Source organism: Thiohalocapsa marina, from assembly GCF_008632335.1.
In the GTDB taxonomy this organism is placed as follows: Bacteria; Pseudomonadota; Gammaproteobacteria; order Chromatiales; family Chromatiaceae; genus Thiohalocapsa; species Thiohalocapsa marina.
Genome location: NZ_VWXX01000015.1, coordinates 25,394 through 41,179 on the forward strand (window position 1 = coordinate 25,394; position 15,786 = coordinate 41,179).

A 15,786-nucleotide genomic window follows, 5' to 3' on the forward strand; every position below is an offset into this window, starting at 1 on the left:
ATGCCGGCCACGGCCACAGCAGGCGGCGCGATCGCCGTGCCCGTGGTCGACGCCGCCGCGCCCGCGGCGGGCCGGCCGCGCTTCCTGATCAGCGACCTCTGCGCCTATCTCGAATCCTACCTGCCGCCGGAACAGGTCAGCGAAGTCTATCGCGCCTACCTGTTCAGCGCCGAGGCCCACCACGGCCAGCAGCGGCGCACCGGCGAGCCCTACATCTATCACCCCATCGCGGTGGCCCGCATCCTGGCCGAGATGCGCATGGACCACAAGTGCATCATGGCGGCCATCCTGCACGACGTGCTGGAAGACACCGGCCTGCCCAAGGACGACCTGGCGCGGCAGTTCGACGACGAGATCGCCGAGCTGGTGGACGGCGTCAGCAAACTGACGCAGATCGACTTCAAATCGCGCGCCGAGGCCCAGGCGGCGAGCTTCCGCAAGATGATGCTGGCGATGACGCGCGACATCCGCGTCATCCTGATCAAGCTGGCCGACCGCCTGCACAACATGCGCACGCTCGGCGTCATGGCCCCGGAGAAGCGCCGGCGCATCTCCCGCGAGACGCTGGAGATCTATGCCCCCATCGCCAATCGGCTCGGCATCAACAGCATCCGCCTGGAGCTGGAGGATCAGGGCTTTCGCCACCACTGGCCCTGGCGCTATCACGTGCTCGAGGCGGCCGTGCGCCGCGAGCGGCAGCACCAGCGCGAGCTGGTGGCCAACGTGGAGACGGCGATCCGCCGCCGCCTGCAGCAGGAGGACATCCAGGGCGAGGTGTTCGGCCGCGAGAAGCACCTCTACAGTATCTATCTCAAGATGCAGGGGAAGGCCAAGGCGTTCAACGAGGTGGTGGACGTGTTCGCGTTCCGCGTGGTGGTGGATCGGGTGGATACCTGTTATCGGGTGCTGGGGCAGGTACACAGTTTGTACAAGCCGGTGCCGGGGCGATTCAAGGACTACATCGCCATTCCCAAGTCCAACGGTTACCAGTCTCTGCATACGGTGTTGTTCGGCCCTCAGGGCACGCCCATCGAGATCCAGATCCGCACCCAGGAGATGAACCGCATCGCCGAGGCGGGGATCGCCGCACACTGGCTGTACAAGGGCGGCGACGGCGCCGGCGCCAAGCCGCTGGCGGACGACTGGCTGCAGAACCTGCTGGAGATGCAGCGCGATTCGGGCGATTCGCAGGAGTTTCTCGAACACGTCAAGGTGGACCTGTTTCCGGACGAGGTCTATGTGTTCACGCCCAAGGGCCGGATCATGGTCCTGCCCCGGGGGGCCACGGTGGTGGATTTTGCCTATGCCATCCACTCCGACGTGGGCAACACCTGCGTGGCAGCGCGCATCGACCGCCGCCTGGCGCCGTTGCGCACCGGGCTCTACAGCGGCCAGACGGTGGAGATCATCAATGCGCCGGGGGCCAAGCCGAATGCGGCCTGGCTGAACTTTGTCGTCACCGGCAAGGCGCGCGCCAACATCCGTGGCTACCTGAAGAATCTGCAGCATCAGGAGGCGGAGGCCCTCGGCCGCCGCATGCTCACGGCCGAACTCGCCGGCCTGGGGCTTGATCTGGAACAGATCGGCGGGACCGCCATTGCCGGCTATGCCCATCAGGTGGGGTTGGACAACGTCGGCCAGTTGCTGGCCGAGATCGGTCTGGGGAACCGGCTGCCGTTGCTGGTGGCCCGCGCCCTGGCGGGCACCGAGGCCCGCGAGTCCATGGTGGCGCCGGATGCCGACACCGGCGCTGACAGGGGCGCTGACAGGGACGTCGGCAGGGGCGGCCCGCGGCGGCTCGCCATCCGCGGCACCGAGGGCATGGTGGTGCACTTCGCCCGCTGCTGCCGACCCATCCCCGGCGACGACATCACCGGGCTGTTCAGCCCTGGCAAGGGCATCGTGGTGCATCGCTGCGGTTGTCGCAACCTTGGGGACTTCCAGGACAAGCGCGACAAGTGGCTCGAGGTGGAATGGGCGCAGGAGACCAAGGCGGAGTTCGCCACCGAGATCCGTGTGGAGGTGGGCAACCGCCGCGGCGCGCTGGCCACCATTGCCGCCGCCATTGCCGAGCAGGGCTCGAACATCGAGAACGTGCAGTCACGCGAGAAGGACGGCATGACCTCCACGCTGGATTTCACCATCAATGTCACGAGCCGCGATCATCTGGCGCTGATCATGCGCCGGTTGCGGCGCATACCGCTGGTGGTGCGCATCGTGCGCCTGTCGCGCTGACGGCCATGCAGGTGGAGCGGGTGTGTGTCGTCTGCGGACGCCGGATCAGCTGGCGGCGCAAATGGGCACGCGACTGGGACAACATCAAGTATTGCTCCGACGCCTGCCGTCGCCGCGGGCTGAACCCGCAGGACCGCGACATCGAGCACGCCATCGTCGCGTTGCTGGAGCGCCGGGCCGGCGGCGCCTCCATCTGCCCCAGCGAGGTGGCTCGCGCCCTGTTCGGCGAGGATGACTGGCGCGGGCAGATGGAAGCGGTGCGCATGGCCGCCCGGCGCCTGCAGCGCGACGGCCGCATCGACATCCTGCAGCGGGGCCGGACCGTCGATCCGAGCACCGCCAAGGGGCCGATCCGGCTGCGTCTGCGCAGCCTGGGTGCGTTCCAGGGCTAAAACGCCAGCACAAACTTGAACCAGAGCTTGTCGCCGCCGAAGCGGTTCTCGACCTCGGTCTCGTGGTGCCATTTGCCGATGAAGCTCATGTTCTTGTAGTCGTACTTGACCTGGGGCCCGAAGGCAAAGACCTGCCCCTCGCTGTCGCGCAGGCGCGTGCCGTTGAGCTCGTCCTCTTCCACCTGCTTTACGTAGTAACCACCAAGGCCGAAGGCCCAGCTGCCGACGTGCCTGGCCAGGGTGTAGTCCATGTGGAACTCGTTGCCCGAGCGGTAATTGGTGGCATCGTTCTCGGTGCGGAGGCTGTACATCAGCTTGGTCGAGGCCTCCCAGCCCTGCTTGTTCAGGTAGGTGAAGGCGAGCACGGGCTCGAAGGTCCAGTAGTTGGCGCCGATGCTGCGGGCCGGGTTGTTCTTGTCGTAGGTGCCGGTGGGCGCAAAGATGTCCAGGGCCGCGATCATATGGAATTCCGGCCAATGCCAGCCCAGCAGCACCGGGGTGATGGACATGTCGCCGATGCCGGTCACCAGCTCGTCGCCGCCGGGCGTGCTGATCTCCTGGCGCACGATGGGCAGCAGGGCGGCAAAGCCGTAGCTGGCACCCAGGAACTGCTGCTGGGTGACATGCACGATGCGGGGTGCGTCGAACCAGGCCTCGACGCTGACGCCCTTGACCTTGTCCCCATTGCTGTCGTACCGGTCGCCCGAGTAGTAGCCCGCATAGTTCAGAAAATAGGTGCCCGGGGGCGGCAGTGCCCCGGCCATGAATCCCTCGGCGCCGTTGGGATACTGGTCGGCGCCTTCTTTGGCCGTGGCTGTGGTGGCGACAGCGAGGGTGGCCGCGAGCACGACGGATTTGAACTGACTCATACTGGCTCCTTGTGGGCACGGGTGTTAGTAGGCACGGAATAACCGGCCAGCCGGTCCGACCGCTGCGGCAAGACGGTAGCCGAACTGCCCGACGAGGTCGATGATCGGGGTCAGCGGTGCCGGTTTCCCGGAGGCCTGCGCGGGGCGCCCCATTAAAGCCCGATGGCCAGGCCAGATGGTCTCGCCGGATGGCCAGGTCGGATGGCCAAGTCGGATAGCCGGGTCGCGCCTCGACCGGAGCGTCTCCGCCCTTGTCGCCCCCGCGCGATCGGGCCACAATGTGCGTGAACGACCGTGCATCGGATCAACAGCCACGCCAGGGCCGCCGGGGCGGACGGCGCCAGCCATGGCCGGGACAGACGCGAGGAGCGGGCCGTCATGCTGAGTTATGCCGAAGAGATCTTGCTGCTGGCCCTGGACGACGAGACCGGCGCCATCAAGCCGCTGCCGGCCCAGGCGATGCACTATGCGCTGGCCGGCGCCCTGCTGATCGAGCTGGCCATGGCCGGGCGCATCGACACCGACCTGCAGACCCTGCGCGTGACGGATCGGGCGCCCACCGGCGACGCGCTGCTGGATGACGTGCTGCAGCGGCTGACAGCCCCGCAACCGGTGCCGCGCAAGACCAGTGACTGGCTGGGTCAGTTGGTGACCGACATGCCGGATCTGCAGGAGCGCGTGCTGGCGCGTCTGGTGGACAAGGGCGTGCTGCGCATCGAGGACCGGCGCATCCTGTGGGTCTTTGCCGTGCGCCGCTATCCCCTGCTGGAAGACCGCGAGGTGCGCGAGGTCCGCGCACGGCTGCGCGCCGTGATCGACAGCGACGATATCCCGAGCCCGGAGGAGGCGGTGCTGATCGCCCTGGTCAACGCCTGTGACCTGTTCGACGAGGTCTTCACGCCGGCGGAACTGCGGCGACTCGGCCCGCGCATCGACACGCTGTCCAGGCTGGACCTGATCGGACGCGAGGTCGCCAGTGCCGTCGACGAGATCTCCCGCTCGGTGGCAGCCGCCATGCTGCCGCATCTGTAGGCACGCGCGGCCGGCGGCGGTCGACCCCAGCCCGGCCTTCGCGGTTGAAATCCTTCAGGCGGGGGCTATCATCTCCGCAAACGTTCAGTCCCGAACCCACGCAGTCGTAATTCCAGCGAGGATGCCGAGATGATTTCCAAGACCATGGCCAAGAAGCTCAGTGACCAGATCAACCGCGAGTTCTACTCGGCCTATCTCTACCTCAGCTTTTCCACCGAGGCGGAAGGCATGAACCTGCGCGGCGCAGCCGCCTGGTTCCTGGCCAAGCACGGCGAGGAAATGACCCACGCCATGAAGATGCGCCGTTACCTGCTGGACCAGGAAGCCCAGGTCGAGCTCGGCGGTATCGACGCCCCGCCGGAGAAGTCCGGCACCATTCTTGCCATGTTCGAGCAGACCCTGGAACACGAGCGCTCGGTCACCGCGCACATCAACGACCTGGTCGACCACGCCCTGGGCGAAAAGGACCACGCCACCGACATCTTCCTGCACTGGTTCGTCACCGAGCAGATCGAGGAAGAGGCCACAGTGAACGACATCCTCGGCCGCCTGCGACTGTTCGGCGACCAGGGCCAGGGCCTGCTGATGATCGACAACGAACTGGCCACGGCCGCCCAGGCCATTCAGCAGGCGGCCTAGCCCAGGGGCCATAGGGGTCAGCGGAGGCCTGGGCCAGGGCGATGCGGGTCTCGCGGCCGACATCACCCCATCCTTACGACGACACCGCTCTGCTGATCGCGATTCGACGCCCATGGGCAAGAAAGACAAAAAGCGCAAGTGCTGCAAGAAACACAAGGAAGGCCGGCGCTGCAAGGACTGCCCGGGGCGCAAGCCACGTGGCGACTGAAGCGTCGAATGAGGCGCTTGCCAACACCCCGCCCCGTCCCCGCGTGCTGATGCTGACCTCCACGCTGCCGCGTTGGGAGGGCGACGCGGAGCCGCGTTTCGTGCTTGATCTGGCTCGGGAACTCAACACGGAGTTCGCGATCGAGCTCCTCGCACCCCATGCGCGCGGGGCGGCGACTAGGGAGTGCCTGGAGGGTGTGCCTGTCAGGCGCTTCCGCTACTGGTGGCCGCGCTGGGAGGCGGCCGCCTATCAGGGCGGAATGGTTTCCCGGATTCGTGAAAACCCCTTCCGAGTCCTGCAACTGCCTTTCTTTTTCGGTGCCCTGCTTCTGATGATTGTCCGGCGCCTGCGGTGCTCACCGCGCGTGGACCTGATTCATGCCCACTGGCTGATCCCGCAGGGGCTGGCCGCGCTCGTTGCCCGCGTGCTCGCAAACCGGTGTGTCCCGATCCTCTGTACAAGCCATGGCGGCGATCTCTTTGGGCTGCGTGGTCCGATGCTGACGCGATTGAAGCAAGGGATTTTGCGCCGGTGTGACGCCATCACCGTCGTCAGTCGACCCATGGCGCAGCAGGCGCGGCAGATCGTCCCAGGGCTGCAACCCCGAGTCATCCCAATGGGCACGGATCTTCGGGAGCGTTTCATTCCGCCCCCGGATGATGCCGTCCGCGATCCCACGCACCTGCTTTTTGTGGGCCGATTGGTGCCCAAGAAGGGGCTGGAATACCTGCTCGATGCGCTTGCTCAACTGCGCCGTGAAAATGTTCCGTTCTCGGCGGAAATTGTTGGTTATGGACCGTTGGAAAAACAACTGGTGGAAAAATCCCGGTTGCTCGGGCTAACCGAGTGCGTTCGATTCGCCGGGCCGGCGTCTCACGCTCATCTGCCCGGGTACTATCAACGCGCTGGCATTGCTGTTTTTCCGTTCGTTGAGGCGGACGACGGAGATCAGGAAGGGTTGGGCCTTGTGATGGTGGAGGCTATGGGCTGCGGGTGTGCGGTAATCGCCTCGGATCTCCCTGCTGTGCGCGACGTGATCCGGCATGAGGAGACGGGAGTGCTCGTCGCGCCGGGTAATATGCAAGCTCTGGCGGATGCGCTTAGATGGGCCTTACATGCTCCGCATTGTATGAGCCGCATCAGTGAGCGTGGCCGTGGGCACGTACTCCGCACACTTGATTGGGCGATCACGGGTGATAAATTCCGCGATATTTACCAAAGTCTACTTGACGATGACGCAGGCAAATCGCAGGCCAATAACCTCTTCGGGAAACGCTGAATAATTCAGCATTACTTCAGGCCTATGTGTCATGCTTCAGATGGTTGTAACTGGATAATGTCTTCGCGATCTCCTGGACACGGGCCTTCCATGAATGCTGACCTCTGACGCGTCGTACCGCTGAACGTTTTTCCCCCAGTAATGACGGATTCGATCGCAACCTCTGGATCAGTCCACTGACCGCGTCCGTGGTTTCAGCAACCCACCCTAAATCATACTGCTCTACCAATCGGGCGGTTTCGGTGCCCGCAAGCGTAAGTATCGGTAGGCCATGTCCGACGGCTTCGAACAACTTCACCGGCACGGCAAAATCCAGATATTCATCTGGCCCCCGCGCGATAACGAATAGATCCGCGGCTGCATAAAGTGCCGAAAGCTCATCGCCGGTGCGATGGACGACATCAATTCTTCGACTATCTAATCCAGAATAGTTTTTACGTGTTTTAATCCATTCGTTTTGGCGACAACAGAGCGTTAAATGGACGCACGGTTGCTTTCGGACGGTAGCAAATAAAGGGGTTAGGTCGTAGTGTGGAGGCTGAGTGCCGCCGATGTATAAAAGATGAATGGACTCCCGTTGGTGAGATCCTTCGTCACTGGGGGGCGTGGTAACAGTTGGGATTCCGGGAGGTAAAGCACTCAAACGCTCTTCCGGCCATGGTGTGGGCAAATGGTCCGCCATCCGTGTTGAAGGAAGAAACAGGTGATCTACGACATGCTGGTACCACCACCAGTCATACCAGTAGAGGGGAACGGTCACTGCGCGAGCGGACCTGGTTAGCATGCGCTTGTAGCCGGGAAAGCGCCAAAAAACATCGCGATAAAAAAGGCCAACAGGAATTCCCGCCCTGCGCATGGCGCCGAGAAACCGGAAATCCATCGTTGGGAAGAGAGGGAGACGGTGGCGCTCCGTGAGCAACGTAGGGATTGAGCGCGACTCTGAGTAGATAAATGATATCTTTCGTCCCGCTGCCAAGGCGGACCGTACGATACCTATCTGCCGTCTCCGATCGGTGCCATATCCAACCACGGAGATGACGTCTAGCGTGCTTTGCTGGAAGGCGTTCAGCAGCTGCCATGGCCGTACCTGACTGCCGGATCTTCCGTTAGAGGTCAGAGGGCCTGGGTGATGGAAGATGATCAGCGGGCGCTGCTCAGGATGATCTGCCATGGGTGCTGTACAGGATGCGCGTTCCGAGGATGCGTGGAGCGATATCTTGCCCCTTGCCGCCTGGAGTGGTGAATGCTTCAATGAGGTGACGAACATAGAGGCCTGACAGATGATTCGTTTTGTTGGTCTCGCCCTGCAATCAGGTTACACGACCGCGGCGCACATTCATTAGCATGTCCGAGCTCATCACTAATCGCCGAATCCGTATCGCCGTCGTCGGCTGCGGCCGCGTCGCCCAGAATCACTTTCGTGCGATCGAGAGACACTCCAGCAGTCTCGAGCTGTGTGCCGTCTGTGATGCCGATTCGGTTACGCTGGCTGCCCATGCAGCGCGCCACCAGGTTGCCGGGTTTGGATCTCTGGCCGAACTGCTGACCCGGGTGCAACCAGACCTGGTTGCGCTATGCACCCCGAGCGGGCGACATCCGGAAGAGGCCATTCTCGCGGCGCAGCATGGCGTTCATGTCATGACGGAAAAACCCATGGCCACCCGCTGGCAAGATGGAGTGCGGATGGTGAAGGCCTGCGACGAGGCCGGAGTGCATCTCTTCGTCGTGAAGCAGAACCGCCGCAATGCCACCTTGCAATTGCTTAAGCGTGCCGTGGAGGAAAAGCGTTTCGGTCGCATCCACCTAGTGCATCTCAACGTCTTCTGGAGCCGCCCGCAGGCCTACTATGATCAGGCGAAATGGCGCGGTACCTGGGAGTTCGACGGCGGCGCCTTCATGAATCAGGCCAGTCACTACGTCGACCTGCTCGACTGGCTGATCGGTCCGGTCGAGCATGTCCAGGCCATGGTCAGCACAACCCGCGACATCGAGGTGGAAGACACCGGGGTACTCAACGTGCGCTGGCGAAACGGGGCGCTGGGTTCCATGGCTGTGACCATGCTTACCTATCCGAAGAACCTTGAGGGCTCCATCACGATTCTGGGCGAGAAAGGCAGTGTGCGCGTCGGCGGCGTTGCCGTCAATGACATCCAGCTCTGGGACTTCGCCGAGCCGCGCGACTACGATGCGCAGATCAAGAGTGCTAACTACGATACGACGTCGGTCTACGGTTTCGGACATCCGCTCTACTATAAGAATGTCATCGACGTGCTACGCGGGGAGGCCGAGCCCGAGACTGATGGCCGCGAAGGCCTCAAGTCCCTGGAGCTGCTCATCGCCGCCTACCTCTCCGCCCGCGACGGCCGCACCGTCTCACTCCCGCTGGAATTTTAGCCACGGACCTGAGCGGAAGGTGACGGGTGACTGAGCATAAGATCCTTGATGAGAATCTGACATACAGGGTTCAGTCGTTTATCTTTGCTGTTTTTACCCAGGTCCACCCGTAAAAATCCTTGGCTAAGACAACCATCCACCCCACAGCCATCATCGACGACGGCGCTCAAGTCGGCGCGGGCAGCCGCATCTGGCACTGGGTTCACGTCTGCGGCGGCGCGCGCATCGGCCAGGGCGTCTCCCTCGGCCAAAACGTCTTCGTCAGCAACAAGGTCAGCATCGGCGACCGCTGCAAGATCCAGAACAACGTCTCGGTCTACGACAACGTCACGCTGGAAGAAGGGGTCTTCTGCGGCCCCAGCATGGTCTTCACCAACGTCTACAACCCCCGCTCGCTCATCGAGCGCAAGAGCGAATACCGCGACACCCTGGTGAAAAAGGGCGCCACCCTCGGCGCCAACTGCACCATCGTCTGCGGCATCACCATCGGCGAATTCGCCTTCATTGGCGCCGGCGCCGTGGTCAACAAGGACGTCAAGCCCTACGCCCTCATGGTCGGCGTCCCCGCCCGCCAGATTGGCTGGATGAGCGAGCATGGCGAGCAGATACCCCTGCCGCTGGAGGGGGAGGGCAGCTATACCTGCCCGCATTCCGGGCAAGGATACAGTCTGCAAGGCAACCGCATTATCAGGGGCCTATGAAACTCCTCACCATCCTCGGCGCCCGCCCACAGTTCATCAAGGCCGCTACCGTCAGCCGCGCCATCCAGGCGCGTGATGACATCGACGAGATCATCGTCCATACCGGTCAGCACTTCGACGCCAACATGTCCGAGGTCTTCTTCGATCAACTCGACATCCCGCGCCCGCAGCACAACCTCGGCATCGCCGGGCTGTCTCATGGCGCCATGACCGGCCGCATGCTCGAAGGCATCGAAGCGCTCATCCAGCAGGAGCGCCCCGACTGGGTGCTGGTCTACGGCGACACCAACTCCACGCTCGCCGGCGCCCTGGCCGCGAGCAAGCTGCACGTCCCGGTGGCCCACGTCGAGGCCGGCCTGCGCTCGCACAACCCGGCCATGCCCGAGGAGATCAATCGCGTCCTCACCGACCGCGTCTCAACCCTGTTGCTGTGTCCGACCGCGACCGCCGTGCGCAACCTCCAACAGGAGGGCTTTCCCTTCCCGGCCGCGACCGGCGCCGGCAAGCACCAGCCGCAGCGCATCGAGAACGTCGGCGATGTGATGTTGGACGCCGTGCGCTACTACCGCGATCTGGCCCTTGAACGCGTCCGCCTGCAAGACTACGGCCTGCAACACCAGGGCTACGCGCTGTGCACCCTGCACCGGCAAGAAAACACCGACCGCCCGGCGCGGCTCAAAGGCATCCTCAGCGCCCTGCGCCAGATCAGCCGTGACCTGCCCGTGGTGCTGCCCCTGCACCCACGCACCCACGCCAAGCTCGCCGCGCAAGACAACGAGCAGGCGCTTGAAGGCCTGACCCTGCTCGACCCCTTGCCCTACCTGGAAATGCAGCGCCTGCTGATGAGCGCCAAGGTCATCCTCACCGACTCCGGCGGCATGCAGAAAGAGGCCTACTTCCACCAGGTGCCCTGCATCACCCTGCGCGACGAGACCGAGTGGGTGGAGACGGTGGATTCTGGCTGGAACCGGCTCGTAGGCGCCGACAAGGAGCGGATCATGGCGGCATTCGCCAACGCCGGGCAGCCAAACCAGCAGCAAGCAGGGATCTATGGCGATGGTCAGGCATCGCTGAGCATCCTCCAGCAACTCGACGCGTAGCAATGACACTCTTCAGCCATAGACCTCCGCGGATAACGCTCCACGGATATCCGCGTGCATTCGTAAAAATCCGTGGCAGATTACCACTGGACGAGCAGGTCGCATTGTTATTTTGTCTACGCTTATGGTCACTGCGTGCAGCCATATGACCAAGTGATCAGCCAAGCCAAAACCGCCCTCCGCCGCCTGCTGCCCAAGAACGCCTTCGCTCGCAGCGAGTGTGTCCTGGCAGGCAACAGGGCCGGGGCGCAGTTGCAAGCGTATCCCCACTGGGGATAATCTCTGCCCATGCGCCAACAAGACATGCTCCGCACCGCCATGAAACAGAGCGGGCAGACACGCCAACGGCTGGCCGAACGCCTCGGCGTGTCGCGGCGTACGCTTGACAAGTGGCTGCTGCCTGAAACCTCGCGGGATTTTCGGCGCATGCCCGAGACAGCCCTGCGTCTGTTGGCCGCGCAGTACGGCGTGCGCAAGTCGACCGGCCTGGGCAAGCCCTACGACTGGTCTGACCCGGCCATCACCGACGATGCGCTGATCCTTGCCGTCTTGCGGCGAGCCGAGTTCTCAGACCTGGTACAACTCTGCATCGATCAGGGCCTGGACAGGGTCAAGTGTCGCGTCGAGACGGTGCTGGGGCTGGTACCCGCGGCTGAGCGCCCCATCCTCGCCCGCATCCTCGCCCGCATGCTGCGCAGCATCGACATCGCGCTGACAGATGCAGCGGGCCAGCGCGATCCCGCATGACAGCGCTCAAAACCGAGTTGTTGCCCGAGGCGACAGTCAGTGTGATCGACAAGCTGGCGGATGAAGCGGCGTTGACTGGCTTTTGTCTGGTGGGCGGCACCGCGATGGCCTTGCGGGCCGGTCACCGTCGGAGTCTCGATGTCGACCTCGTCACCTTCGAGAAAACGCTCGACAAGCACGGGCTATTCCAAGCCATGCAGGCGAGAGGCGCGACATTGGTGACGCCGGCATCGATGATCTCGGCCGCCAAGATCAACGGCCTTGATCTGCTGGCGCAGGTGCAGGACTACGTGCTTGATGGCGTCAAGGTCCAATGCTTTGCCGATCCCCAGGGAAAACGCTATGCCGCTGGCGTTCAATCGCAGCCCGGCTGGCGTTTCGGGCTGGCTGATCTGCCCACCCTGTTCGCCATGAAGAGCGCCCTCCTGCTCAAGCGTTCACGGTCTCGCGATTACTTCGACCTGATGTGGTTCTGTCAGCATCGGGGTAAGACCCTGGCAGACATCGTGGCCGTGGCCCAAGCCGCCGACGATGGTCCCGAGGTGCCGATCTTGGTTGAGCACAAGCTGCTCGGGCTCCTGCCGCTGGACGCCGATGACGAGGGGCTGGACCCCGTCGATGTCGGCATCACCCTGGCGACCATTCATGCCTATTTCGAAGAACAGGTGCAGACGCGGGAAATCGCTCAGGCGCGCGCCCTGATCGAGCGTCGCCAGGAAACCCAGAGCGATCCGTCCGACGCTTCATGAACAGCAACCGCGTCATCCGGTGATCACCCAAGCCAAAACCCACCTCCGCCGCCTGCTGCCCAAGAACGCCTTCGCCCGCGGCGTCAGCGTGCTGGTGGGCGGCACCGCCGGGGCGCAACTGCTGACCATCCTGGCCGCGCCGCTGCTCACGCGCCTGTACGGCCCGGAAGACTTCGGCCTGGTCGCGGTCTATGGCAGCCTGCTCGCGCTGATCGGCGTCATCTCCAGCCTGCGCTACGAGCTGGCCATCCCGCTGCCGGAAGACGACGGCGAGGCCGCCAACGTCGCCGCGCTGAGCCTGATCCTGGTGGGGATCATGACCCTGCTCACCGGCGTGTTGGTACTGCTGTTGCAACAACCCATCGCCGAGGTGCTCGGCGTGCCGCAACTGGCCCCTTATCTCTGGCTGCTGCCAGTCGGCGTGCTGCTCGGCGGTGCCTACAATGTCTTTAACTACTGGTCGGTGCGCACCAAGCGCTTTAGCACCATCGCTGAGACCAAGATCCGCCAGTCGCTCACCAGCATCGCCATCCAGTTCGCCGCCTTCAAGCTCGGTGGGCTGGGGCTGCTGCTGGCGCAGGTTGCCGGGCAGAGCGTGGGGACGACCCGCCTGGCACGACCGGCGCTGGCCAGCGCGGGGTTCAAGCAGGTAAGTTGGCAGGGGATTGTCACGGCAGCGGGACGGTATCGGCGATTTCCAGCCTTTACAACCTGGTCAGGACTGGTCAATACGGCAGGCCAACAATTGCCGCCGGTGATGTTCGCAGCCTTTTTCACCGTAGCTGCAGCAGGACTTTACGCACTAACTCACCGTATTCTGATGCTCCCAGCAACTTTTCTGGGCCAAGCGATCGGTACTGTTTTCTTTTCTCATGCCGCGGATGCTAAAAGAGATGGGACAATCGGCATTATGTATAGACATTTGCAGGATAAGTTGGTTCAGATAGGACTTCCACCTGCTGCGATCATCATGGTGTCCGGTCCATTTCTTTTTTCCATTGTCTTTGGTGACGAGTGGCGTGTTGCGGGAGAATTTGCACAATGGCTTGCGGTCGGCATCTTTGCTGGCTTCGTTGCGTCTCCATTGAGCCAAGTGTTTACTGTCACGGAGAAACAAGAAGTAGGCCTAATCCTACAGATTATTTTATTCCTATTACGCTTGGCAGGTATCGCTATTGGGGCTTGGACCTCCAGCATCGAAATCACTGTTGCGCTTTTCTCGCTGGCTAGCTTGTTTGGCTACACCCTATACCTGTATATGATGCCTAAGTATGTCGGAGTCGCTCTTTCCGAGCTATTCAGGTCGCTTCAGAAAGCTACCTTATTTTCCGCTTTGGTAATTTTACCACTTTTGATTTCATACATTGTCGACAGCAATATGAGTATCTATTTCGGCCTTCTTCTAACGCTGCTGGCAATGTTGGCAAGGTATTGGGTCGTAGCGAAGCCGGTGATTTGAGGTGTAAGGATAGTGGATATTAACTACAAGAAAAAAATCGTCGATGGGCATGAGGTTTGTTTCGCATCAGAGTGGGTCTATGAGCTTGAGGACGAGATCCACTTTAACTGGTACTATCACCAGGCAGAATTGGTTTATAGGCACCTTAGGCGAGATCAAATGCTCCTCGAAATCGGCCTAGGAACAGGCCTGCTTTCGGACCTCTTGAGGAGACGAAAATGGAATATCACCACGCTTGATATTGATGAGGATAAAAAACCTGACTTTTGTGAAAACGCCATCGATTTTGACTACAGAAAGCACCACGTCGAAGTTGTCTTGGCATTTGAAATATTTGAGCATATTCCATTTTCGACATTAAAAAAGTTAGTTGAAAAGCTTTCCCGATCAGAAGTCACGACAATTTGCTTTTCTTTGCCGTGGTGTGAACGAGAGCTTCTAAGTTTGGCTGTAAAGCTCCCCAGGCTTTCTAAAATGAAATGGAGTCTCCGTATTCCAAGGAAAGGGATATCGACGAAAGCTCATTTTTGGGAACTATCATTGATTGAAAGGCCATTAGGGGGAAAACAACTGATCAGCTTGAGTAGGGTTATGCAGTTATTCATGGATCACGGATATACTGTAGATCCAGGCAAGAAAGTAGGATACATACAATATTTTACGGCAAGTCGATTAAATTTGGCCCAGTGATTAAGTATCTCAAACCTATCTCGAGCCGATGGTGGCGTAAAGCGGGTGGCCGGTACAATGAGCAAGGTCCTGTTTTCCTTTGGCAGCGCGATTTTTTATTTTTGCGTTTCTCAGGGTCATACTATCGATTGTTGACATGTCGATAATGATCTTTCTGCGGTCGCTCTCAAGGACTATCGGATTGGCTACCCTGATTATTTTGCCCATTTTTCTTTTTCCAAACTTCTTGCAGGGCTTGACAACATTTGATGCCGTGGTTTTCACCGTGATCAGCTTCACGACTGCTCGCATTTTTGTTCTCGTACGTTACCAGTATTAATCGTTTATGAACAAATATCTCAATCCTTCCAACTACGCCAGACGTTCCCTCAGCTTGGCTAATCGCAATATTCTGAGCTATTTGGAGAGCATATTGGCGCCCAATATAGAAGTGCCACTACGCCACCCTCCAATCTTTTTTCTGGGCGCGCCGCGCTCGGGTAGTACGCTGGCGGTTCAAGTCGTCACGGATGCACTGGACGTGGGTTATATCAGCAATCGCCATTGCCAGTGGTTTGGAGCTCCAGCCTTGGCAGAGAGGCTGTTGCATCCGACGCGCAATCGGCCCGCTTCGAATTACCAGTCGCGACAGGGTGTGACAGACGGCTGGCACGCCCCTGCGGAGTGTGGTGAGTGGTGGTATCGGTTCTTTCGTCGCAAACCGCCCTACATGCGCCTGGATGAAGTCGATGAAGCGAAGATGCTCGCATTCCGTCGCTCTGTTGCCGCGCTCACGAATGCCTTCGATCGACCGATTGTCTTTAAGAATCTCTATGCTTCTTTACGCATCCAAGCAATCGCGCATTATTTGCCGGAAAGTCTTTTCATCGTGACACATCGCAATGAGGTGGAAAACGGTCATTCGTTGCTGGAGGCACGATATAAACGTTTCCAAAGCTATCAGCCTTGGTTGTCGGTGGAGCCACCTGCTGTGGAACAACTTAAAAGTTTGGAGCCGCACATGCAGGTGATTGAGCAAATTCGCCATACACATAAAACGATTGACGCTGATTTTGCACTCGCGGGCGTTTCGGCTTCAAGGCGTTTTGATCTTGTCTATGAGGATTTCTGTGCAGAGCCACTTGTCACCATTGCATCATTACAGGATTTCATGATGTTGAATGGATCAGAAGTGAAAAAGCGAGACGTCATTATTCCCACGTCATTTGCTCGAAGGGATGTCGTTCGTATCGACAGCAGCGTTTATGAATCACTAACGAATTACTCAGCTTCTACCCCTGCCGGGGAATAAG

General features: G+C 60.8%; 16 protein-coding genes. 13 read left to right on the forward strand and 3 right to left on the reverse strand.

The genetic code is table 11. The annotated features are described in order from the left end of the window. Entirely contained in the window at nucleotides 1–2,235 is a 2,235-nt protein-coding gene (locus F2Q65_RS10895; RefSeq protein ID WP_150093261.1) for a RelA/SpoT family protein, read from the forward strand. Nucleotides 2,236–2,240: 5 nt separating this feature from the next. Then, nucleotides 2,241–2,627 (forward strand): DUF2256 and DUF3253 domain-containing protein, encoded by a 387-nt coding sequence (locus tag F2Q65_RS10900; RefSeq protein WP_150093263.1) that lies wholly within the window; start codon nucleotides 2,241–2,243, stop codon nucleotides 2,625–2,627. Here the strand turns inward: F2Q65_RS10900 and F2Q65_RS10905 are convergent. Continuing rightward, a complete protein-coding gene (locus tag F2Q65_RS10905) occupies nucleotides 2,624–3,496 on the reverse strand; it encodes a SphA family protein (protein WP_150093265.1) in 873 nt (290 codons plus the stop codon). The genes F2Q65_RS10900 and F2Q65_RS10905 overlap by 4 nt on opposite strands. 378 nt (nucleotides 3,497–3,874) lie before the next feature. Here F2Q65_RS10905 and F2Q65_RS10910 point away from each other — a divergent pair, with 378 nt between their 5' ends. The 3 genes from F2Q65_RS10910 to F2Q65_RS10920 all read left to right on the forward strand — a co-directional run bounded on the left by F2Q65_RS10910 (nucleotide 3,875) and on the right by F2Q65_RS10920 (nucleotide 6,654). After that, nucleotides 3,875–4,528, forward strand: a complete 654-nt coding sequence (locus F2Q65_RS10910; RefSeq protein WP_150093267.1) for a GOLPH3/VPS74 family protein — start codon at nucleotides 3,875–3,877, stop codon at nucleotides 4,526–4,528. Nucleotides 4,529–4,657: 129 nt separating this feature from the next. Then, nucleotides 4,658–5,167: a ferritin gene (locus F2Q65_RS10915; protein ID WP_150093269.1), complete on the forward strand. Its 510-nt coding sequence runs from the start codon at nucleotides 4,658–4,660 to the stop codon at nucleotides 5,165–5,167. Between the two features lie 197 nt (nucleotides 5,168–5,364). After that, on the forward strand, nucleotides 5,365–6,654 hold the full coding sequence (locus tag F2Q65_RS10920) for a glycosyltransferase (protein WP_342782235.1): 1,290 nt from the start codon (nucleotides 5,365–5,367) through the stop codon (nucleotides 6,652–6,654). Nucleotides 6,655–6,676: 22 nt separating this feature from the next. Here the strand turns inward: F2Q65_RS10920 and F2Q65_RS10925 are convergent, their stop codons facing one another. Beyond that, nucleotides 6,677–7,825 (reverse strand): glycosyltransferase family protein, encoded by a 1,149-nt coding sequence (locus tag F2Q65_RS10925; RefSeq protein WP_170265644.1) that lies wholly within the window; start codon nucleotides 7,823–7,825, stop codon nucleotides 6,677–6,679. A 173-nt stretch (nucleotides 7,826–7,998) separates the two neighbouring features. Between F2Q65_RS10925 and F2Q65_RS10930 the strand changes: the two genes are divergently transcribed. From F2Q65_RS10930 to F2Q65_RS10960, 7 genes are all read left to right on the forward strand, one after another. Beyond that, the gene (locus tag F2Q65_RS10930) at nucleotides 7,999–9,048 is read left to right on the forward strand and encodes a Gfo/Idh/MocA family protein (protein ID WP_150093273.1); all 1,050 of its coding nucleotides are present in this window, start codon (nucleotides 7,999–8,001) and stop codon (nucleotides 9,046–9,048) included. Nucleotides 9,049–9,167: 119 nt separating this feature from the next. Continuing rightward, nucleotides 9,168–9,749, forward strand: a complete 582-nt coding sequence (locus F2Q65_RS10935; protein WP_150093275.1) for an acyltransferase — start codon at nucleotides 9,168–9,170, stop codon at nucleotides 9,747–9,749. After that, nucleotides 9,746–10,849: a non-hydrolyzing UDP-N-acetylglucosamine 2-epimerase gene (gene wecB, locus F2Q65_RS10940; protein ID WP_150093277.1), complete on the forward strand. Its 1,104-nt coding sequence runs from the start codon at nucleotides 9,746–9,748 to the stop codon at nucleotides 10,847–10,849. The genes F2Q65_RS10935 and wecB overlap by 4 nt, the downstream gene beginning before the upstream one ends. A 288-nt stretch (nucleotides 10,850–11,137) precedes the next feature. Beyond that, the gene (locus tag F2Q65_RS10945) at nucleotides 11,138–11,596 is read left to right on the forward strand and encodes a helix-turn-helix domain-containing protein (protein ID WP_150093279.1); all 459 of its coding nucleotides are present in this window, start codon (nucleotides 11,138–11,140) and stop codon (nucleotides 11,594–11,596) included. Then, a complete protein-coding gene (locus tag F2Q65_RS10950) occupies nucleotides 11,593–12,345 on the forward strand; it encodes a nucleotidyl transferase AbiEii/AbiGii toxin family protein (protein ID WP_150093281.1) in 753 nt (250 codons plus the stop codon). Before F2Q65_RS10945 ends, F2Q65_RS10950 begins: the two co-directional genes overlap by 4 nt. A gap of 19 nt (nucleotides 12,346–12,364) precedes the next feature. Further along, nucleotides 12,365–13,804, forward strand: a complete 1,440-nt coding sequence (locus tag F2Q65_RS10955; RefSeq protein ID WP_150093283.1) for a lipopolysaccharide biosynthesis protein — start codon at nucleotides 12,365–12,367, stop codon at nucleotides 13,802–13,804. 12 nt (nucleotides 13,805–13,816) lie between these two features. After that, the gene (locus F2Q65_RS10960) at nucleotides 13,817–14,494 is read left to right on the forward strand and encodes a class I SAM-dependent methyltransferase (protein ID WP_150093285.1); all 678 of its coding nucleotides are present in this window, start codon (nucleotides 13,817–13,819) and stop codon (nucleotides 14,492–14,494) included. A gap of 15 nt (nucleotides 14,495–14,509) precedes the next feature. Here F2Q65_RS10960 and F2Q65_RS10965 read toward each other — a convergent pair whose 3' ends face one another. Next, complete coding sequence (locus tag F2Q65_RS10965; RefSeq protein ID WP_150093287.1) at nucleotides 14,510–14,773, reverse strand: hypothetical protein; 264 nt, start codon at nucleotides 14,771–14,773, stop codon at nucleotides 14,510–14,512. A 46-nt stretch (nucleotides 14,774–14,819) separates the two neighbouring features. Here F2Q65_RS10965 and F2Q65_RS10970 point away from each other — a divergent pair, with 46 nt between their 5' ends. Further along, on the forward strand, nucleotides 14,820–15,785 hold the full coding sequence (locus tag F2Q65_RS10970; RefSeq protein ID WP_150093289.1) for a sulfotransferase: 966 nt from the start codon (nucleotides 14,820–14,822) through the stop codon (nucleotides 15,783–15,785). Nucleotide 15,786: the final 1 nt, after the last annotated feature.